The 19,858-nt window shown below is 68.3% G+C and carries 19 protein-coding genes; 10 read left to right on the forward strand and 9 right to left on the reverse strand.

Features of this window, described 5'->3' with window-relative positions; translation table 11 throughout:
- The first annotated feature begins 139 nt into the window (after window positions 1-139).
- Window positions 140-703, forward strand: coding sequence for an SgcJ/EcaC family oxidoreductase (locus tag PZE19_RS30340; protein ID WP_277864414.1), 564 nt, complete (start codon window positions 140-142; stop codon window positions 701-703).
- 191 nt (window positions 704-894) lie between these two features.
- Here PZE19_RS30340 and PZE19_RS30345 read toward each other — a convergent pair whose 3' ends face one another.
- From PZE19_RS30345 to PZE19_RS30365, 5 genes are all read right to left on the reverse strand, one after another.
- Window positions 895-1,827: a leucine-rich repeat domain-containing protein gene (locus PZE19_RS30345; protein WP_277864415.1), complete on the reverse strand. Its 933-nt coding sequence runs from the start codon at window positions 1,825-1,827 to the stop codon at window positions 895-897.
- Between the two features lie 230 nt (window positions 1,828-2,057).
- Window positions 2,058-2,270 (reverse strand): hypothetical protein, encoded by a 213-nt coding sequence (locus PZE19_RS30350; RefSeq protein WP_277864416.1) that lies wholly within the window; start codon window positions 2,268-2,270, stop codon window positions 2,058-2,060.
- Window positions 2,271-2,936: 666 nt separating this feature from the next.
- Complete coding sequence (locus PZE19_RS30355) at window positions 2,937-3,377, reverse strand: SMI1/KNR4 family protein (RefSeq protein WP_277864417.1); 441 nt, start codon at window positions 3,375-3,377, stop codon at window positions 2,937-2,939.
- A 418-nt stretch (window positions 3,378-3,795) separates the two neighbouring features.
- Entirely contained in the window at window positions 3,796-4,974 is a 1,179-nt protein-coding gene (locus PZE19_RS30360; RefSeq protein ID WP_277864418.1) for a hybrid sensor histidine kinase/response regulator, read from the reverse strand.
- A 90-nt stretch (window positions 4,975-5,064) separates the two neighbouring features.
- Complete coding sequence (locus tag PZE19_RS30365; RefSeq protein WP_277864419.1) at window positions 5,065-6,201, reverse strand: sensor histidine kinase; 1,137 nt, start codon at window positions 6,199-6,201, stop codon at window positions 5,065-5,067.
- 270 nt (window positions 6,202-6,471) lie between these two features.
- On the opposite strand from PZE19_RS30365, the gene PZE19_RS30370 reads away from it, so the two are divergent.
- The 6 genes from PZE19_RS30370 to PZE19_RS30395 all read left to right on the forward strand — a co-directional run bounded on the left by PZE19_RS30370 (window position 6,472) and on the right by PZE19_RS30395 (window position 11,920).
- On the forward strand, window positions 6,472-7,947 hold the full coding sequence (locus PZE19_RS30370) for a sigma-54-dependent transcriptional regulator (protein WP_277864420.1): 1,476 nt from the start codon (window positions 6,472-6,474) through the stop codon (window positions 7,945-7,947).
- 248 nt (window positions 7,948-8,195) lie between these two features.
- Entirely contained in the window at window positions 8,196-10,082 is a 1,887-nt protein-coding gene (locus PZE19_RS30375; protein WP_277864421.1) for an AI-2E family transporter, read from the forward strand.
- Between the two features lie 97 nt (window positions 10,083-10,179).
- A complete protein-coding gene (locus PZE19_RS30380; RefSeq protein WP_277864422.1) occupies window positions 10,180-10,656 on the forward strand; it encodes a CBS domain-containing protein in 477 nt (158 codons plus the stop codon).
- Window positions 10,653-11,183 carry a hypothetical protein gene (locus PZE19_RS30385; RefSeq protein WP_277864423.1) on the forward strand — a complete coding sequence of 177 codons (531 nt, stop codon included), beginning with the start codon at window positions 10,653-10,655 and terminating at the stop codon, window positions 11,181-11,183. Before PZE19_RS30380 ends, PZE19_RS30385 begins: the two co-directional genes overlap by 4 nt.
- Window positions 11,184-11,222: 39 nt before the next feature.
- Complete coding sequence (locus PZE19_RS30390; protein ID WP_277864424.1) at window positions 11,223-11,492, forward strand: ElaB/YgaM/YqjD family protein; 270 nt, start codon at window positions 11,223-11,225, stop codon at window positions 11,490-11,492.
- A complete protein-coding gene (locus PZE19_RS30395) occupies window positions 11,471-11,920 on the forward strand; it encodes a phage holin family protein (protein ID WP_277864425.1) in 450 nt (149 codons plus the stop codon). The genes PZE19_RS30390 and PZE19_RS30395 overlap by 22 nt, the downstream gene beginning before the upstream one ends.
- Window positions 11,921-12,036: 116 nt before the next feature.
- Here the strand turns inward: PZE19_RS30395 and PZE19_RS30400 are convergent, their stop codons facing one another.
- A complete protein-coding gene (locus PZE19_RS30400; protein ID WP_277864426.1) occupies window positions 12,037-12,651 on the reverse strand; it encodes a PEP-CTERM sorting domain-containing protein in 615 nt (204 codons plus the stop codon).
- A gap of 215 nt (window positions 12,652-12,866) precedes the next feature.
- Window positions 12,867-14,285, reverse strand: a complete 1,419-nt coding sequence (locus tag PZE19_RS30405; RefSeq protein ID WP_277858735.1) for an IS4 family transposase — start codon at window positions 14,283-14,285, stop codon at window positions 12,867-12,869.
- Between the two features lie 190 nt (window positions 14,286-14,475).
- Here PZE19_RS30405 and PZE19_RS30410 point away from each other — a divergent pair, with 190 nt between their 5' ends.
- The 3 genes from PZE19_RS30410 to PZE19_RS30420 all read left to right on the forward strand — a co-directional run bounded on the left by PZE19_RS30410 (window position 14,476) and on the right by PZE19_RS30420 (window position 18,154).
- The gene (locus PZE19_RS30410; protein ID WP_277864427.1) at window positions 14,476-16,137 is read left to right on the forward strand and encodes a hypothetical protein; all 1,662 of its coding nucleotides are present in this window, start codon (window positions 14,476-14,478) and stop codon (window positions 16,135-16,137) included.
- 412 nt (window positions 16,138-16,549) lie between these two features.
- Window positions 16,550-17,515 carry a hypothetical protein gene (locus PZE19_RS30415; RefSeq protein WP_277864428.1) on the forward strand — a complete coding sequence of 322 codons (966 nt, stop codon included), beginning with the start codon at window positions 16,550-16,552 and terminating at the stop codon, window positions 17,513-17,515.
- A 264-nt stretch (window positions 17,516-17,779) separates the two neighbouring features.
- Window positions 17,780-18,154 (forward strand): tautomerase family protein, encoded by a 375-nt coding sequence (locus PZE19_RS30420; RefSeq protein ID WP_277864429.1) that lies wholly within the window; start codon window positions 17,780-17,782, stop codon window positions 18,152-18,154.
- A 276-nt stretch (window positions 18,155-18,430) separates the two neighbouring features.
- Here the strand turns inward: PZE19_RS30420 and PZE19_RS30425 are convergent, their stop codons facing one another.
- Both PZE19_RS30425 and PZE19_RS30430 read right to left on the reverse strand, forming a co-directional pair.
- A complete protein-coding gene (locus PZE19_RS30425) occupies window positions 18,431-18,754 on the reverse strand; it encodes a hypothetical protein (RefSeq protein WP_277864430.1) in 324 nt (107 codons plus the stop codon).
- 480 nt (window positions 18,755-19,234) lie between these two features.
- Window positions 19,235-19,858, reverse strand: a complete 624-nt coding sequence (locus PZE19_RS30430) for an alpha-ketoglutarate-dependent dioxygenase AlkB family protein (RefSeq protein WP_277864431.1) — start codon at window positions 19,856-19,858, stop codon at window positions 19,235-19,237.

Genomic DNA, 19,858 nt, shown 5'->3' on the forward strand with positions numbered 1-19,858 from the left:
GTCGGTCCCTTGGGTCCGATAAGCGGTCTTTATGTTTCGCCCGGTTTTTTGGGGTCTGAGGACGGCTCTGGACTCCGCACGTGTGGGCGGGGATGATTCGGGGTCCCACGTCAAACCCCGCGAAAATAGAAAGGCAGCCATGAAGACGACTGGCGCGACCCCCGCATTGCTTCTGACGCTTCTCGTGACGGCCCTCGCCCCGGCATCAGGCGTTGCGGCGCAGACGCCCAACGAGGGCTCGCCGCAGCCCGGGGCGAAGGGCCTTTCGAAGGACGACGACCAGGCCGTCCGCAAGGTGGTCGCGGGGTTCACGGAGGCGTGGAACGCCCACGACATGGAGGCCCTCGCCAAGCTCTTCCGCGATGATGCGGAGTGGGTCAACATCGTCGGCATGCACTGGCACGGCCGCGATGAAATCATGGCCGCTACCACCGCATTTCATCAGACCATCTTCAAGGACAACAGCCACCAACTGGATGCCGTCGAGACTCGGTACATCGCCCCCAGCGTGGCCGTCGTTGTGGCGACAGAGACGGCGGATAGCTTCACGACACCCGATGGCGAAGTCCGGCCCAAGGCCCGAGACCGGCTCACCTATGTGCTCGTGAAGGGGCCGGAGGGCTGGAAGATTGCCCACGGCCACAACGTCGTGGTGGACGAGGACGCCGCGAAGAACGACCCGGTCAAGAACCCCCGCAAGTAGGAGGACACCTGACCGGCCCCCATCCCGACCGCCGCGAGCCCACCCATCGGCTTCGCTCGGAGAAGGCCTTTTGCTCCCGGTTCTGCCGGAGATAAGTCCTATTCGCCGTCCGCGGCGTACGTCGCAGAACGCGAATTTATGTTGCATATCGGCACGTGAGGCCGAGGGCCCTCCTATCACTCGCCGCCGGCTCATCGGAGGGTCGTGACCTTCGGCATCCGTTCTCGGAACCGCTTCTTCCCTTCCTCGGTGACGCGGCTCCCGGCGACGAACACCGTCGTGAGGTCGGGCAGCCCCACCAGCTCCATCAGGCCCGAATCGCTCACATCGGTGTACTGCAGGCCCAGGGTCTCGAGGCCCTTCAGCCCCCGCAGGTGGGCCAGCCCCGCGTCGCCCCATTTCTCGGCGCCCATGTCGACGAGCAGATCCTTGACCTGAGTCATGCCGCTCAGGTGGGCGAGGCCCCGGTCGGTGAAGCGGCTCCCCTGGAGGGATACGACCTCCAGCCGGGGCAGGACGCTCACATGCCTCAGGCTCTCGTCCCCGAGCTTGGCATTGAGGATGTGGAGCTTCTTGAGCTTCGAGAGGCCGACCAGCTTCGCCACCCCGGCGTCGGTCACGACCGGGTCCCAGTTGAAGAACGTCTCGATGGAGAGCGACTCAAGCTCCCCGAGGTCGCCGATGGCCGCCATGACCCGGTCCGTCGCCTGGGTCCCCATGAGCGAGAGTTCCTTCAGCCTCGGGAGCTTGCCCAGGGCCGATGCCAGGTCGACGGGAGCCCCGTCGACCTTGGCCGGCATGCCGTCCGGCCCGACCTTGACGAGCCCGACCCGGACGACCTGCTGGAAGAACTCGTCATCGATGGCCCGCCGGAGCCAGCCGGGGGCGTCGGGCGACCGGCCGTTTCGCCGCCCCTGGGCGTCGAACTCCCAATCGTAGGCGACCTCGCCGCCCAAGGCCTTGATGGTCGCGACGGCTTCACGCTGCTGCCGGGCCAGGTTGACACGCCACCCCAGCCAGAGTCCGAGGCCGAGGATTACGACCATCAGGACGCGGAGGCTGAGCCCCCTCCGGCGGCGGTGAGGGGCCTTCGTGTCGGCGTCCGGCGGCGGTGTGGCGTCCATCCTCGCAACTCCCACGGACCCGCACCATCCCCCCGCTTGCCCGGGGCCAGGGACGGGTACGGGTCCCGCCATTCTCGCCGGGCAGGGCCCCGAAGTCACGTCCCGGACTGCCGCGTTTTGCCGGAGATAATTCCCTTTCCCTTGGCCCACCAGGTCGAGGAATGCCCTTCGGCCACTGTCTCAAAAACGCTCGTTTTTGAGACTCACCAACTCGGCTTCTTAAGTCCGGGTTAGGCGGGGCCCTCGACCGAACGGCGTGGGAAGAACTCGCCACGCAGCTGGTACCACGTCAGGAGCACCGGCAACGCCGTTGCGGCGAGCCAGGGGTCATCCGTCGCGAGCTCTTTGATGGCGGCCCAGGCGGTGACCGCCACCATCAGGAACCAGAACGCCATCATGAACCACGCCGGGATGGTCCGGCCAGCATTCGATGGAACCACCATCCTCCGACCCTCCGCCTAAAGCAAAAGCTCAGTAAACCGGCCCGCCGAGTGGAACCTTCATGATATCGGAAAACCGCCGACGATTACGCCCCTTGCGGGGACTTTTTCCTGACAGTCTTGCCGTCCCGGCGACCGGCCAGGCTGTCTCAAAAACGCCCGTTTTCGAGACAGCCAAATCGAGCCCGCCGAGCAGGCAGAGTCTTGATGGAACTCGCTCCATTTCCCGTCGCAGAATCATGGTCCGAGAATTCGCCCGGATGGACGAGTTGCGACACGCGGCCGGGACGCGAGTCTCCAAGGCCCAGTCCGAACCGACCATCGCCCCGAAGAGTCGCTGATGGTCCCCACCTCAAGACCGTCCCCGCCCCGGTCCGATTACCGGACATAACGCCCTTTATGTCTTGTAACGGTTACGCGTCATCGAGCGTGGACGCGGGCTGGACGGCCACTTCCGGACGCCTCGACGGTCGGCGAAAAGCCACGCGGAAGGGTGGAAGTGGGAGCGGGCTTCAGCGTCCGATAATGGCGCTTATGTTCGAAGATGTGAAAAAATTTCGCCATGTCCGATTATTCCGCCCTCCATCGGCGGCCCCCGCCGTGATGGTCGAGGGTTCCGCCGAGCAAGCGGCTTCTAAATTTCGCGCGTCCCGGTCGCCGGTCCTCGTGTCAGGATTCGTTCCGGCGATGCTCTTCATTCCACGCCTCGACGTCACGCAGGAGCTCGCCCGCGAACTCTTCAAGCGAGCCGAAATGCTGCTCGAAACCGCCCAGGTCGTGGTCGTAGAACCAGACCTCGGACCCCGAGCCGCCGAGGTCTATGCACCAGTAGTTGCCGCACTCGTCGTCGCCGATGACGAAATAGCGACCAGGCCAGGGGCCGTCGTCGTCGGTCCAGGGAGTGCCCGGCCGCCGGACATCCTCGTTCAGCTCGACCAGCCGGTCGGCGTCGTTGACCAGTTGACGCTCGGAAGGCGACTCCTGCTTCCAACCGAGGTCCGTCTTCGCAGATTCCAAGTCCGGCGGGTAGCCAAGCAGGAGTCTGCGGTAATCTGCAGGCAGATCGACTCCCAACCGCTCCTCGATCTCCGAAAGCTCCGCTTCGGTCATCTCGTCGCCCTCACCCAAGGACATTCTCAGTCGCACGAGCCACGAACCGGCTCGCCGATTCGATGCAACCTGTTCGGCCGCAGAAACCTGTCGTCACCAAACGTCTCGGACCCTTCTCTGGCTAGTATGGACCCGAAATGGCTCGGACCAGGGCCGCTTCTCCTCAGCCGACAGTCGGGGGACATGATTTTCCTTGAAGGTCGACCGTGACGGCCACTAAACCACACTCTGAGCGTGCACGAAATATGAAATAGTATAATCCCCATTATCGGACCCAGTTTCGAGGGCCCGAATCCGCGCCCTGTCCGAGGCTGAAAGCCCAACTGCTCGAGCGTCGGATCTTGGCTATCATGTTCGCGGGCGCGAAAGTGAGCTGATCGCGAGGGCTGTGCCGGGGCGACGCAGCGACGAGCGGTCGTCAGGCGGCCTCGGAGTCGACGGGGGCGGTGGGGAGCCAGACGACGAACTCGCAGCCCTGGCGGCCGCCGCCGCTGCGGGCCTCGACCTTGCCGCCGTGCAGCTCCACGAGCCGCTTGACCAGCCAGAGGCCGACGCCCAGGCCGCTGGCGATCCCCCCCTCGTCGTCGCGCTTCACCTGGGTGAAGATGTCGAAGACGGCCTCCAGCATGTCCTCGGGGATCCCCGGCCCGTCGTCGATCACCCGGAAGACGACGCCCTCGCCCTCGCCGTCGCGCTCGACGTCGAGGCGGATGTGCCCCCCCGCCTTGGTGTACTTGGCGGCGTTGTGCAGCAGGTTGTAGAGGACCTGCGACACCCGCTCGGAGTCGGCCTGCAAAATCAGGGGCTCGGCGGGGAGCGTGACGGCCAGCTCGTGGCGGGCCTTGGCGATGAACGAGCGGACGTTCTCGGTGGCCGTCGTCACCATCCGGTCCACCGGGACCGACTCGTACTTGAGCTTGATCAGGCCGCGCGAGAGTCGCGCCACGACCATGAGGTCGTCGATCAGCCGGACGATGTGCTTGACCTGGCGCTCGATCATGGCGCGGCTGGTCTCGACCACGGAGGGGTCGTCGCCGGCCAGCCGCATGATCTCCAGGGCGTTGCGGATGGGGACCAGCGGGTTGCGCAGCTCGTGGGCCAGCAGCGAGAGGTACTCGTTCTTGCGGCGGTCGACGTCGCGGAGGGCCTCGTTGGCGCGGGCCAGCTCGGCGGTGCGCGCCTGGACCCGGCGCTCCAGCTCCTCGGCGTGCTCCTTCTCCTGGAGGCTGTAGCGGATGGAACGCTCCAAAAGGGTCGCGTTGAGCCGCCACTTCTCCAGGAAGTCGGCGGCGCCGGCGCGCATGGCGTCGAGGTCGATGGCGCGCTCGTCGAGGCCGGTCAGCAGGATCATCGGCGCGGCCGCGCCCCGGGCCACGGCCTCGCGGATGACGCCCAGTCCGTCGCGCGGGCCCAGGCCGTAGTCGACCAGGTAGAGGTCGTGGCGGCCCTCGCAGATGACGTCGACGGCGCGGTCGGCGTCGGCCAGCCATTCGAGTTCGAACCGGCTGTCGGCGATCTCCGCCAGCAGGTCGCGCGCGAGGATGTAGTCCTCCTCGTCGTCGTCGATCAGCATCAGCCGTATCGGCCTGTCAGGCATCCGAGCCTCCCTCCGATCCTTGGGGGTCGCGACGCGGCGGGGGCGGCCCGGCGGCGTCGATCGAGATCGGGCTCGGCGTCGGCGGGTCGATCATGGCCGGGCCGTCCCCGACTCCGAGACGTGGGCCGGCAGGGCGACCCGGAACGTGGTCCCCGCGCCGGGGGCGCTGGTCGCGGCGATCGTGCCCGCGTGGCGGTCGACGATCCGCCGGCAGATCGCCAGGCCCATCCCCGCGCCTTCATAAGCGTTGCGGCCGTGGAGCCGCTGGAAGGGCTCGAAGATCCGCTCGTGGTGCTCGGCGTCGAAGCCCACCCCCTGGTCGGCCACCTCCAGCTCCCAGGCCGCGGCGACCTGGCGGGCGGCCACGCGGACCGAGGGGGGCTCGCCGGGGCGGTGGAACTTCAGGGCGTTGCCGATCAGGTTCTGGAAGAGCTGACGCATCTGCACGGGGTCGGCCTGGATGGTCGGCAGGGGGCCGACCTCGACCCGGCCGCCGCTCTCGCGGATCGCGACTTCCAGGTCGGAGACCACCTCGGCGGCGACGGCGGCGAGGTCGACGGCCGCGAACGACCGGGCCTCGAGGCCGACCCGCGCGAGGTCCAGCAGGTCGACGATCAGGCCCCGCATCCGGCCGGCGGCCCGGACGATCCGCCGCAGGTCCTCGCGGCCCCGGTCGTCGAGCATGGGCCCGCAGCGGTCCGCGAGCCGGTCGCCGAAGGCCTGCACCTTGCGCAGGGGCTCCTGCAGGTCGTGCGAGGCGGTCGCCGCGAACCGCTCCAGGTCGTCGTTGCTGCGCCTCAGCTCGGCGGTCCGCTCGCGGACCAGGCGGTCGACGGCCCCGGCCTGGGCGGCCTTCAGGTCGTCGACGTCGGTGCAGGAGCCGACCCACGACGCCACCGCGCCGTCGGCGTCGCGGCGGGGGAGCGCGCGGACCAGGAACCAGCGGTGGCGGCCGTCGCCGGCCCGCAGGCGGCACTCGGCCTCGACGGGGGCGCCCGCGGCCAGGGCGTCGCGCCAGGCGCGGCCGAGGCGCTCGCGGTCGTCGGGGTGGACGCGGTCGGCCCAGCCCTCGGCGAGGTCGGCGTCGGCCGGCAGGCCGGTGTACTCGTTCCAGCGGCGGCTGCAGTAGGCGGGACGGCCGTCGGCGAGGGCCTCGAACACGATGTGCGGCAGCGCCTCGGCCAGGGCGTAGGCGGGGTCGGCGTCGGTCTGGATCTCGGTCTTCATCGCCGTCCCGTCCGTCGTCTTCCTGAAAGGTCGCGGGCCGTGAGACGCGAGGTCCCCGCGGGGCCTCGGAAACTATCGGACTAGCAAACCTTATTCCGCGGCCCGTGTCACGGGGGACGCAAAGTGCGTAGGCGGGGCCTGACGCCCCCGGGACGCCTGTGATAAGATGAGGCGAGTCGCGCGGACGGCCGCAGCAGACGCCCCCAGGCGATGGCGCGAGCCGCCGGGGCGACGCCGGGCCGGCCGCCGAGCGATCCGGGAGCGAAGCGGGTGACACCAGCCGGCGAGAACGAGCCCAAGAACAACGGCGTCCGCGAGGACGCGACCCCGACGGCCCCGGGCGTCGAGCCGGTCCGGCGGATGCTCCTCGTCGAGGACGACGAGGACACGCGCACCTCGTTCCAGCAGCTCCTGAACCTGGCGCTGAACATCGAGGTCGACCTCGCCGTCGACGGCGCCGAGGCGCTGACGATGCTCGACAAGAAGCCCTACAGCATCGTCGTCACCGACCTCCGCATGCCCAAGGTCGACGGCCTCAAGCTGATGGCCGAGATCCAGGCCCGCCGCCTGCCGGTCACCGTGATCGTCACCACCGGCCACGGCAGCATCGGCGACGCCGTCCACGCCATGCGGATGGGCGCCTACGACTTCCTCACCAAGCCGCCCGACCCCCAGCACCTCTGCCTGCTCATCGAGCGCGCCCTCCGCGAGCGCTCGCTCCAGGACGAGCTGGCCGCGCTTCGGGTCCAGATCGGCGAGCGGCACCGCTTCCTCAACGTCCTGAGCAAGTGCCCGAAGATGTACGACATCTTCGAGCTGATCAACAACATCGCCGACACCACCACCACCGTCCTGATCGAGGGCGAGACCGGCACCGGCAAGGAGCAGATCGCCCGCGCCATCCACCAGGCCTCCGCCGAGCACCGCAAGGGTCCGTTCGTCCCCGTCCACTGCGCCGCGCTGTCGGAGGCCCTGCTGGAGAGCGAGCTGTTCGGCCACGAGAAGGGGTCGTTCACCGGCGCCGCCGGCCTCCGCAAGGGCCGGTTCGAGATCGCCCACGGCGGCACCCTGTTCCTCGACGAGGTGGCCGACATCCCCATGTCGATGCAGGTCAAGCTGCTCCGCGTCCTGCAGGAGCGGAAGTTCGAGCGCGTGGGCGGCAACCAGGCGATCGAGGTCGACGTCCGCGTGATCGGGGCCACCAACCAGGGGTTGGAGGCCGCCGTCAAGGAGGGGAAGTTCCGCGAGGACCTCTACTACCGCCTCAACGTCGTGAAGATCGACCTCCCCCCGCTCCGCCATCGCCAGGAAGACATCCCGATCCTGGCCACCTACTTCGCCCAGAAGTACGCGCGGCCGGGCCACAACCCGGCGGCGATCTCCGACACCGCCATGAAGCGGCTGCTCGCCTACGCCTGGCCGGGCAACATCCGCCAGCTCGAGAACGCCCTGGAGCGGGCCAGCGTCACGGCCCGCGACGGCGAGATCAAGCCCGAGAACCTGCCCCGCGACGTCGTCCCCAAGGAGGGCCGCCGCGCCTCGCTCAACGTCGACCTCGCCCGGCCCCTGACCGAGCAGCTCTCCGAGCTGACCGGCGCCTTCGAGGAACGCTACCTGCGCAAGGCCCTGCGGAAGTGCCGGGGCCACGTCGGCCGCTGCGCCAAGATCAGCGGCCTCTCGCGGCGGAGCATCTCCGCCAAGATCGCCCAGTACAAGATCGACACCGCCGCCTACAAGCCGAAGTGAGGCGGGCGAGGTAAGCCGTCGAAGGGTTCTCCTTCTCCCGCCGGGAGAAGGGGTGTGAGGATCGCCGCGCGCCCGCGCGTGGGCAGACGCGTGCGCAGGGGCGGGAAACCCCGGCGCGGGGGCTCGCGGCACGAATCTGCAAGGCCGGCGCAGCGCTTGCTTAGGGAAAAGGATCGCGAGGGCGCGGGGCGGAGATCGTCCCGCCGCGCCGACCCTCGAGGCCCCCGACGCCCGCGAGCCCGACCGCCATGAACCTCGACGTCGCCACGACGCGCCTCCTGCGCACCCTCCTCATCGGCGGGACGATCATCATCGTGATGTCCGTCGCCGCCGCGGTCCTCAAGCCGGTCGCGCTGGCGATCATGGTGACCTTCCTGCTGGCCCCGATCGTGGCCCGCCTGGAACGCTACAAGATCCCCCGGGTCGCGAGCGTGGCGCTGGTCCTGATCGTCATGGTCGCGGTGACCGGGGCCACGGCCTACGTCGTCGGCGGCCAGTTCGCCAGCCTGGCGAAGCAGCTGCCGACCTACCAGAAGAACATCGAGAACAAGCTCTCGATGCTGCGGCCGGGCGAGGAATCGTCGGTCGACAAGATCATGAAGTCCATCTCGGCCCTGGGGGACTCGCTGGCGTCGGAGGAGGCCAAGACCGACGACCGGATCGCCCAGCCCGTGCGGATCGTCGGCGGCAACGACCTCTGGGAGCGGGTGCACACCTATCTCGGGCCGTTCGAGTCGGTCGTCGCCCTGGGGGGCATCGTGCTGCTGCTCGTGGTCTTCCTGCTGTTCGAGCGCGAAGACCTGAGCAACCGGATCATCCAGCTCGTCGGCCGGGGGCAGCTCGGCGTGACCACCAAGACGTTGGCCGAGATCGGCAAGTCGCTCAGCAGCTACCTGACCACCCTGGCCCTGGTGAACGCCGGCTTCGGCGCGGCGATCGGCCTGGGCGCCTGGGCGATCGGCCTGCCGTCGCCGGCCCTGTGGGGGTTCCTGGCGGCGCTCCTTCGGTTCATCCCCTACCTGGGGACCCTCCTGTCGTTCAGCTTCCCGTTCCTGATCTCGATCGCCCACTACCCGGGCTGGACCCAGCCGGTGCTCGTCTTCGCGCTCTTCGCCGCCGCCGAGGCGGTCGTCAACAGCGTCGAGCCCCTGCTCTACGGCAAGAGCACGGGCATCTCGCCGATCGGCCTGCTGGTCGCGGCGATGTTCTGGGCCTGGCTCTGGGGCCCGCTGGGGCTGCTGCTGGCCAACGCCATGACCGTCTGCCTGGCGGTCGCCGGCCGGCTGATCCCGGGCCTGGAGGTGCTGGGCACCCTGCTCCGCCACGACGTCTCGGTGAGCGACGACCAGCGCTGGTATCAGCGGGTCCTGAGCCACGACCTCGACGGCTCGCTGACCCTGCTGGACGACGCCCTCAAGGCCGGCTCGTTCGAGGAGGTCTGCGACCACATCCTGATCCCGACCCTCTCCCGCGCCGAACACGACCGCAGCCGCGAGAACGTCGACAACAAGGACGTCGCCTTCATCTGGCGGGTCGTCCGCGACTGGCTCGACGACGTGGCCGAGCGCGACGACCTGGTGCTGACCCTCCCGCCGACCGGCGTGCAGGCGACGGCCGCCGCTTCGAAGGTCGTGATCGACCCCCTGCCGACCCTGGGCCCGCTGGCGACCGAGCTGCGGCCGATGGTCGGCGTGGCGACCGGCGGCGGGGCCGACACCCTGGTCCTGCGGATGCTCAACCTGCTGCTGCGGCCCTCGGGCGTCCGCCTGACGATCCTCACCGCCGGCGGCACCTCGCTGAACGTCACGGACAAGATCGCCCGGCTCGACCCGGCCCTGGTCCTGATCTCGCACCTCCCCCCCGTCGGCCTGACCCGCGCCCGCTACCTGACGAAGCGGATGCGCGCCCGGGCCCCGGAGACGCCCGTGGTCTTCGGCTACTGGGACGCCAAGTCCGAGATGACCCAGGTGATCGAGCGGCTCCGGCCGGCCTCGGCCAGCCGCGTCGTCGTCTCGCTGGGGGCGGCCCGCGACCTGATCCTCAACCGCGCCCCGGCCGCCGCGACCCCGGCCGCCCCCCTGCCCTCGCCCTCGACGACGGCGGCCCCGGCGCTCGTCCCGGCGGGCCGGAGCTGAATGGCACGGGATCTGCATTAACGATCGACATCGAGCGAGCCTCCGCCGCGAGGCGGCCCCCGAGCCTCGCCGCGCACGACCTTGTGGAGTCCCGATCATGAGCGCCGGTTCGACCGATCCGATCCCTGTCGTCACGCCCGAGGATCTGACCGCCGCCGACTTGATGAGCCCCGTCGGCCGGACCTGCTCGCCGTTCAGCACGATCACCGAGGCCGTGATGATCTTCCGCGAGCAGGACAGCGACGCGGTCGCGGTGGTCGACGCCGGCAAGCCCGTGGGCGTCGTGGTCGACCGCGACGTCGCGCTCGCTGTGGCCGACTCGCCCGACCTGGCCGCCCGCCCGGTCTCCGAGGTCATGGTCAAGGACTTCCCCACCATCCCGGTCGACGCCCACGTCGACCAGGTCTTGCAGACGATGTCCGCCGCCGGCGCGCGGCTGGCGCTCGCCGTGGACGCCGAGGGCAACCTGGCGGGCTTGATCTTCTGGGCCGAGCTGGCCCGCCGACTGCCGCTGGACGAGACTCAGGCCCCGGGCCAGGACGATGACGTACCCGCCGAGGTGACCAAGCCGTGACCGACGTCGACGAAATCCGCCGCCAGATGGCGCTCATCCGCCACGAGATGCACCACGACGTCTCCAACGTCGTCAGCGACGTCGGCGACGCCATGGACTGGCGATCCGTGATCCGCAACCACCCTTACGTCGCGCTCGGCGTCGGTCTCGCCGTGGGGTACTTCGTGGTCCCCCGCCGCAAGACCTCGGCCCAGCGCGTGCAGCAGGTCCTGGCCGAGGCGTCGCCGCAGGCGCTCGCCGGCCTGATCCCGCCGACGGCCGCCTTCACGGCCCCGGCCCCGGCCAAGCCCGCGAAGCCGCCCCGTTCCCTCGCCCGCCGCATGGTGGGCTGGGGCGTCGGCCTGCTCTGGCCTCTCGTCGGCCAGTCGGTCCAGGCCTACGCCGCGATGTGGCTGGAGAACCAGCTCAAGCAGCAGCTCAACTTGAACCTCAAGCCTCCCGGCGAATACGTGCCGCCGTCCTCCTCGGGGAGGCCGGGCGAGCCGTACGACGGCGAGACCGCGCGACGGGCCGCCCGCCGCGTCTGAGACCGCCGCCACCCCTTGACGACGCAAAGGAGCATTCCCATGGGTTCCCAGAGTTTCGGCGGATGGGCCGACAGCGCCCGGCAACCGGTCGACACCGCCCGACAGGCCCTCGGCGAGGCCGGCGAGGCCGCCCGCCGCGGCTACGACGACGCCTCCCGCCAGGCCCGCCAGGCGTATGAGCAGATGGAGGACGCCATCGGCCCGTACCGCCAGTCGCTCGAAGACGCCATCGTCTCCAATCCCGTGAAGGCCGTCGGCGTTTCCCTGGCCGTGGGGGTCCTCCTGGGATGGCTCATCAAGCGGTCCTGAACGACGGCCCCCGCCCTGCGGCGTCGAACGGCCGGCCGAACGGGCTGATCGAGAACGTCAGCTCGTTCGGCAACGACCTGGCGACGCTCGCGACGCTGCAGTCCAAGCTCGTCGCCGCCGACGCCAGGGAGAGCCTCGCCAAGTCCGCCCCGGCCCTCGCCGGGCTGGCCCTGGCGATCCTCCTGGCCTTCGCCGGCTCCGTGGCGATCCTGGGCGGGCTCGGCCTCTGGCTCGCCGAAGCCTTCGCCCTCAAGCCCGCCGTCGCCCTCATGCTCACGGGCCTGGGCGCGCTCGTCGTGGTCGCCCTGCTGGCGGCGGTGTGCGTCAAGCTCCTCGGCTCCAGCTTCACCACCTTCCGCCGATCCGCCGAGGAGCTCGAACGCAACCTCGCCTGGATCAAGACCACCCTGACCTACAGCGGACGCTGATTTCCCATAGATCGAGCGACCTCACGCCGCGAGCCGCGCGACCCCACCCGGGATCACGCGACCTCGCGGCGTCGGTCGTTGCCATCGCAACGGCGCGGGCGATCCAATGACGTGGATCAGACGGCGGCTTTCACGATCCGCCGGCGCAGCAGGAACAGGGGGACGCCGCCCAGGCCGAGCAAGACGACGCTGGTCGGCTCGGGGATGGCGGCCGCCGTGGGCAAGAACACGGCGTCGATCTGGGTGTTGGTCCCGCCCGGTGCGGCGGGAAACGAGTTCTGCGACGCGTACTGTCCCAGTCGGGTGGTGTAGTTGCCGTTGAGCGTGATCGTCACGACGAACGTGGCGTCGGTCCTGATGGTGGTGCCGGTGTAGGTGAAGCTGATGTTGGCGATCGCGGCCGAGTCGACCGGGGTGATCGTCCCGCTGCCGGGCACGGGCGTGACGCCGACGTTCTGGATCGTGACTGTGAAGTCGGCGGGCGCCACGACCACACTACTGGGATCGTTGACGCCGGCGTCGAAATCGTAAAGGGTCACCATGCTGCCCGCGACGAGCTGCTCCGACCCGCCGTTGCTCGAGAACAGCAGGCTGTAGGTGAAGACGGACGAGCTTCCGCCGGGAGCCGGGCTGGTCAGAACCGGTACGAACGACGCACGAGCGTCCTGGACGCCCAGCGTCCCGAAGGCGGCGACCCCCAGGACGAAGGCCCGAATTATGAACTTCTTCACATCAAAGCTCCTGATTTGAATCATCGCTAGGCTCCCCACGACGGGTCCCGCGATCCTACGTGTTTCCTCGCCAATAATCTGTAAAATTTCGCTCAAATAAGTCCTAATGCTATAAAATAATTAACTAAACCGACCGCCCCTTTACAAGGCTACCTCCAAGTGAGACGAGTTTCGTCCTGAGCGTCATGCGTGAAGGTGTCTACAACGAATGGCACTTAGATTTTGCTAGCTCGTTTGAGCATATGGAGTTTGATCTCCCTTCGCGGCCGCTTCAATTCCTCATACCCTCTCGGCCCCTTCCTGGTCATGCGGGGCTCGAACCGGTCGGGCCGGTCGGCCACGCGATGCACGGCGATGGCCCCGAGCAGTTGCTCGTAGAGTTCCTCTTGGTCGTCCGCACCGCTGTGCGCCCGGTAGGCGATCAGCGGCCGGAACGCTTCGAGAACCTGGAGCGTCGCTTTGAAGCTGATCGAGCGAGGTTCCACATTTTCGATGGTCGCCGCCTGTGCCATCACCGTGCGGATCAGGTTGTACGCCAGGACGTGGGCCCAGATCTCCTTGCGCACCAGCTCCGGCGTCTTGCACCGCAAAACATCCATCTGCAAGGTGATTTTGATCGAACGCAAATCCAACTCGTTGTTCCACCTGGCCCGGTAGAGCGAAGCCAGCTCCTCCGCACTCGCCAGCCCGGGGTCCAGGATGGTCGTCACGACGACGACCGACCGCGTCCGGAACCCGGGCTGCACTACGCGGAAGCGAACCTCGCGGACGGTGATCGCCTCGGGCAGCGCGTTGTACGTCGCCCGGTCCACCGAGCGGATCGACGACGGCTTCTTCCACACGACCACGTGATCGTCCTTGCCCAGGCGGGTCCCCTTGCGGAAGTCGGCCCGGCGGTGCGCCGACAGGCGGCTGACGGTGTCGACCCCGCGTTGCTTGAGCAGGTACATTCCGACCCAGCCCGACATCAGGCGGTCGCCCAGCAGCACGTCGCCGGGGCGGAGCACGTCCCACAGCTGGCGCAGCAGGCTGACCTCGCCCTGGCCCTTGCCGGCGTAGCGGCAGACGCCCAGGTCGAGGATCGCGCCGCAGGACAGCGAGATGATCGCCCCGATCCGGGCGGGGGCGAAGCTCGTCCCGGGCACTTGGTTGTAGGCCAGAGGGTATTCCCGGCGGTTCTCCGGGGTGTCGGGCATGGAGACCGTCGAGCCGTCGAACAGGCAGACGCGGCGGCCCTTCCAAAGCCACTGCGGGTCGACTCGCGCGTCCAGGTTCCGCCCCACGAGGCGGGCCACGGCGGCGAAGAACCGCTCGGGCAGGCGCTTCCGCGCCTGGCAATACGCCCCCGTCTCGGAGCTGCACGGCTCGAGCCCCTGTGAGACCCGGTGGGCGATCAGCCGCGCGACGGCGGCGCGGCAGGACTGGTCGGCGTTGAGCACCTGTCCGATGAACACCCAGAGGGTTACCAACGGGGCGTAGATGCGGTCATTCCAGGTCGCCTCGATCTCACGGAGGGCCTCCTCGAGGCCGCTGGCGGATAGGACGTCGGCGAAGGGGAGTCCGCCTTCCTGGACGAACTGTTGGCGGAGGAGGTCGATCTGATGCCGAAGACGTCCCTGCGCGTAGTTGAACATCAATCTGGCTCCGAGCCGGTGAGGGTTGTACGCCCTCATCAGAGCCAGAATGCCCGTGGCTTCCTATCCTGCGGCGGGGGAACCGTTTGTGAAAATCTAAGTGCCATTCGTGTCTACAACCCGCCTGGGCTCGATAATGTTCAGGAGCGTTCGCAACGCGACTTGGACCCCGGATCGGAGGAGGCATCCCATGCGAGGCGTGTTCGTCACGTTCGTCGGGCTGATCGTCGGCATGTCCGCGCGGTCGCAGGAGCCGCCCGCCTATCAGCTTTGGGCATTCGGCGACGCGCCGCATCCCGCATTCAAGGATCTCCTCCTCGAGATGCCGGCCGTCCAGGAGGAATTGGAGCTTACTCCCGCGCAGAAGCGGGCGCTGGAGGAAACGCGGACTCGCCTCATGGCGAAGGCGAGGCAGGCGATCCGCGGGACGACCGACCGGCAGAAGATGCAGGCGGCCCGCGAGGCCGTCCTCAAGGAGTTGATGCCCGCCCTCCTGGCGAAACTGGAGCCGGGGCAGCGCGAGCGGCTGGATCAGATCCAGCTCCAATCCCAGGGGCCGTTCGCTTTCGGCGGGTCCAGGAACCTCCGGCTGGACCTGGGCGGCCCGAGCGTGGCGGCGCGGCTCAAGCTCGGCGACGACCAGATCGAGCGAGTGAAGGCGATCGACGGCGAAGGCGAGTCGGAGATCGCCAGGGCGGCCGCCGTCCCGATCGTTCTCGATCCCAAGGCGGGCGCGCCGACTCTCGAATCGATCCGCAAGCTGGTCGAGGCTTCCGAATTCCAGGCGGTCAAACGGAAGGCCCGGGCCGACGCCCGCAAGGCCTGGGCCTCGGCGATCGAGAGGATCGAGCAGGTGCTGACCGAGGACCAGCGCAAGGCCTACCGCGAGATGCTCGGCGCGGCTTTCGACCTCTCCAAGATGCGATCCTCCGACGACGAGGCGGAGGAGGACGTCCAGATGGTGGCGGCCGTCCTGAATATCGGCGGCGGGGGCGGCCAGCGCGCCGACCCGGACTTCGACGCGAAGGTCGCCCGCCCCGCATACACCACGACGCACCCGCGGGTCCTGTTCGACGAGGCCCACGACAACTTCCACACGGCCGACGGGCGTTACAGGCCGTTCGCCCAGCTGATCGCGAGCGACGGCTACGCCGTCATCCCGAACAAGGAGAAGTTCAGCCAAGGGCTGCTGGCGAAGGGGGACGTCCTGATCATCGCCAACGCGCTCGGGGCCGCGGGGATGGGCGCGCCCGGCGCTTCGGACTCGGCGTTCACCGCGGCCGAGTGCGACGCCGTGCGCGACTGGGTCCGCGCCGGCGGCTCGCTGCTGCTCGTCACCGACCACGCCCCGTTCGGCTCGGCGGCCGAGTCGCTGGCCGGGCGGTTCGGGGTCGATATGAGCAAGGGCTACACGTCCGACCCGCGGAACTCCGAGGGGGGCGAGACGAGCCTGGTCTTCACCCGCGAGAACCACCTCCTGGGCGACCACCCCATCACGAGCGGCCGCGACGACTCCGAGCGGATCAGGCGCATCCAGACGTTCACCGGCCAGTCCCTCAAGGGCCCCGCCGGCGGCGTCGCCATCCTCAAGCTCGGCGAGACGGCGACCGACGAGGGCCCCGACGGCAAGCCGGCCTCGGCCGCCGGACGGGCGCAGGGGATGGCGTTCGCCTTCGGCGAGGGCCGCGTGGTCGTCATGGGCGAGGCCGCCGAGCTGTCGGCCCAGCTCGTCGGCGCCGAGAAGTTCGGCATGAACGTCCCCGGCCTCGACAACCGCCAGATGGCCCTCAACATCATGCACTGGCTCTCCGGCCTGCTCGAACCACGCGCCGCGGCCCGGAAGGCCGAGTAGGCAAACCCCGCCCTTCCCCCCCGGGAGAAGGTGGCCGGCACGGCCGGATGAGGGTCATGGCGCTTCGAGAAAGCCTCAGCGCCCCCTTGCTCTTCCCGAACTCCCTCGGCCCGCAGCCCCTCCGAGTCGCCCCGCGACGACGAGCGCCAGGAGGCCGACGAGCCCGACCCTGGCGACGGCGATCTCTCGCCGGCCCTCCGGGACCCGCGTCGCGGCGGACCTGCGCGAGAGGGCCCCTCCCGCAGGATCGACGGACGTCGGCTCGACCGGCATTCTACACGCCGCGCGGCCCCGCCCGTCACCCTTGCGAGCCCCGCCGCGCAGCGGCTAGCATCGTTCCGAAGCGACGGCGCGTGAACGTCCGATGCATCCAGGACGCTTGAGCGGGCGGGCCGCTTCAGGAGGATTCACCGTGCGCGGGACCTCGTTCGTCATCGGCGGTCTGCTCGCGATCGTCGCCGGATCGCCCGCGACGGGTCGGGTCGACGAGGCTCCGACGGCCGAGCAGCGGGCCGATGCGCTCCGTCGCCACGGGCTCGACCCGGCGTCGCCGCTCGATGCGCGAGTCGGAGAGACGCCCGCGACGGTCCTGGCGATGTTCCGGGAACTCGGCGGCCCCGCGCCGACCGCGCACGCCCTGACCGACGCGGAGCGTCGCAAGCTGTCGGCGGCGTTCGCGGCCCTGCCCCCCCTGCACCGGCGGATCCTGGGCGAGCGGCTGCGTTCCGTGAGCTTCCTCGACGGCATGCCCAACACCGCGCTCACCTCGACGGTGAACCCGGACGAGCCTTACCGCCTGTGCGACCTCACGATCCGGGCCGGCGTCCTCGGCGAGGACGTCTCCACGTGGCTCACCCAGAAGGAGCGGACCTGCTTCGACGCCGCCGGCTCGCCCCTGAGCGTGACCGTCGAGGCCGGGACGCTCGACGCGATCGTCTACGTCCTCCTCCACGAGGGGACGCACGTCGTCGACTCCACCCTCGGCCTCACGCCCTCCCCGCGCCCCGGCGCCCCGCCCGCCACCCCGTTCACCGAGGGCGTCTGGAGCGACCGCCTGACCCCCCGCCCCGCCTATCGCGACCCGCTGCTGCAACGCATCGCGTTCCGCCGCGAAGGCGAGATGCTCCCCGTCGACCAGGCCGAAGCCGTCTACGCCGCCCTGCTCCGGACGCCCTTCGCGTCGCTCTACGGCAGCAGCAACTGGCACGACGACCTCGCCGAATCCCTCGCCCTCCACCACCTGACCCAGGTCCTCGCCCAGCCCTACCGCATCGTGATCCGCAAGGAAGGCCGGGAGATCCTCGCCTACGAGCCCATGAAGTCGGACCTCGTCCGCAAGCGGGCCGACCAGCTCGGGCGGTTCTACGAGGGGGGTTGATCCGGCGTCATCCCGTCGCCGCGCCGGACGCTGTTTCCCCACGAGCCGAACGGCGGCTTATCGCACGCCCACGGGCCGATCCTGCCCGCCATCGTCGGCGACGCGAGTGAACGGGCGGGTAAGCGGTATCTGGAGTTCTTCGCCGCCACTATGGCCGCCGTCTCCACGCAGCATCGCGTAACGCCCTTTATGTTCCATTGAACTCGACGGCCACTGCTATACTCGAAGGCAGCCCGGACAGACCCTATCCAAGGACGCCAATTCATGCCGTTTGCACGCATCGACCTGGTTGAAGGGAAACCTGCCGATTATCGAGCCACCGTGGCCGATGTCGTGTACGAGGGAATCGTCGGGACTCTGAAGGCACCGGAGGGCGACCGATTCATCGTCATCGGCGAGCACGCACCGGAGAACTTCGTCTTCGACCCGCACTTTCTCGGCGTCGAGCGAACGCCGGACCTCATCTACATCCAGGTGACCAGCACCGTCGGAAATACGAAAGAACAGAAGCTTGCTTTCTTCCGGCACACGGCCGACGAACTGAACCGACGGCTCGGCGTGCGACGTGAGGATGTTTTCATCAGCTTGGTGTTCGTCGGACGCGAGGATTGGTCGTTCGGCAATGGCGAACCTTGGTGACCGACGGTTCCTCAACCCCCAATCCGGCTCGCCCTGGCAGCCCGTCTTCAGTCGCCCGAGTTTGTGCAGGATGACCCCTTCATCCTGCCCTATAGGCTGTCTCAAAAACGCTCGTTTTTGACACAGACCATCTCGGCATCGCGTGGTCCTGTCGCCCATCCGTGGCGTCGCAGGGGCCGCCGGGCGTGCCAAATACGGTGCCGCACGAATCCGCCATATTCACAGCAGAGAATGGGCCCCCCGCAGGGGGCACCGGGCATGCGGGCAGGTCAGACCCTAACTGCCCCACCCACCCCAACGTTGAATGGCTTGCGACAGGACGAGGAAAATCGCCACGAGGTTCGCTATGTGCACCACCACGGTCACCCATAGCCGTCTCGGAGCGGAGTTATCCTGGGACAGATTCCAGGAGGCCCCGAGAAGGTAGTGGCTCAAAATGGTGGTCGCAAGAGAGCCGAGCGCAATGGCAATCGGGCCCATCATCAAAATCTGGACCAAGAAGCGAAGCTGGTAGAAGTCGGTTCTTATCCATCCCACGGCAAGCCCGGTGAAGAAAGTTGCGAGTGTGACTAAAGGGGGGATGACCAGTGTGATGGTCAACCGCCAGAACCATCCCGTAAAGGTGCAGTTTATCACGGTGTCTCCCCTGATAAAATCCATGAAATTACAGATGTGGATGTATTGATTGTGACTTAAATCCGAGGCCAACAGACCAGACCGCCGAGGCAGCCCGATGATGCCCGAAATTCGGCGTGGTGAACCGCACTGACGTTACGAGCATACCCCAACTTGCACGGGGCCAATGCCGCCTCTCGCGACGGCCGGCTAGACCGTCTCAAAAACGCCCGTTATTGAGACTTGGCCGGCTGGCCAGGCCGCAGGCCCCGAACGCTCGCCCGACATCCCGTCTCGAAATCAAAGTCCCGAAACCGGCCGACCGCGTCGGGTTTCGGGACGCTCGTTTGCCGGAGATAATTCCCTCTTCCGCCGGCCGAGCAGTCCGGGAGTTTGTGCAGGACAACCCCTTTTTCCTGCATGACTGGCCGTCTCGGAGAATGCGTTTTCAGAGTCCGAATCGAGTCATTCGTCCAGGACTACGAGACGCCGAAACGTGAGGTTCAACCTCTCTCCCACGGGCTTCGCCGTCTTCGGAATCTGGTGCAGCCAGTTCGCCTGCGTCCCGCCCCGCATGACGAGGAGGCTGCCGTGCGTCAGTTCGACGTTCGCCTTCAGCTCCTTCCGACGCTTGTGCTTGAGCTGGAAGTTCCGCGTCCCGCCGAAGCTGACCGAGGCGATGACGGGGTCCTCGCCGAACTCGGGCTCGTCGTCCGCGTGCCAGCCCATGCCGTCCCGGCCGTCTCGATAGCGGTTGAGGAGGACGCCGTTGAAGGCCACGCCGGAAGCGGATTCCACGGCGTCCTTGACCTCGACGAGGGCCGTCGTCCAGGGCAGGGGCTCGTTCACGATGCCCGAGTAGACGTAGCGAGCCCCTGCGTCGCCGTACCATGCCGTGAGGCGGGGCAACGGCTTCAGCTCGCCGAACATCTTCATCGAGTCCTGCCGCCATCGCGTCGTCTCGACGAGCTGCTGGAGGAGCCGGTCGGCCTGGGCTGTGGAGAAGAAGGACGGGTAGAGGACGACATCGGCCTCGGGGACGTCGAGCGTCAGGGACGGGCGAGCGGAGTGGGTCGTGGATTCAGGCAT

It is taken from the genome of Paludisphaera mucosa (genome assembly GCF_029589435.1).
Lineage (GTDB): Bacteria > Planctomycetota > Planctomycetia > Isosphaerales > Isosphaeraceae > Paludisphaera > Paludisphaera mucosa.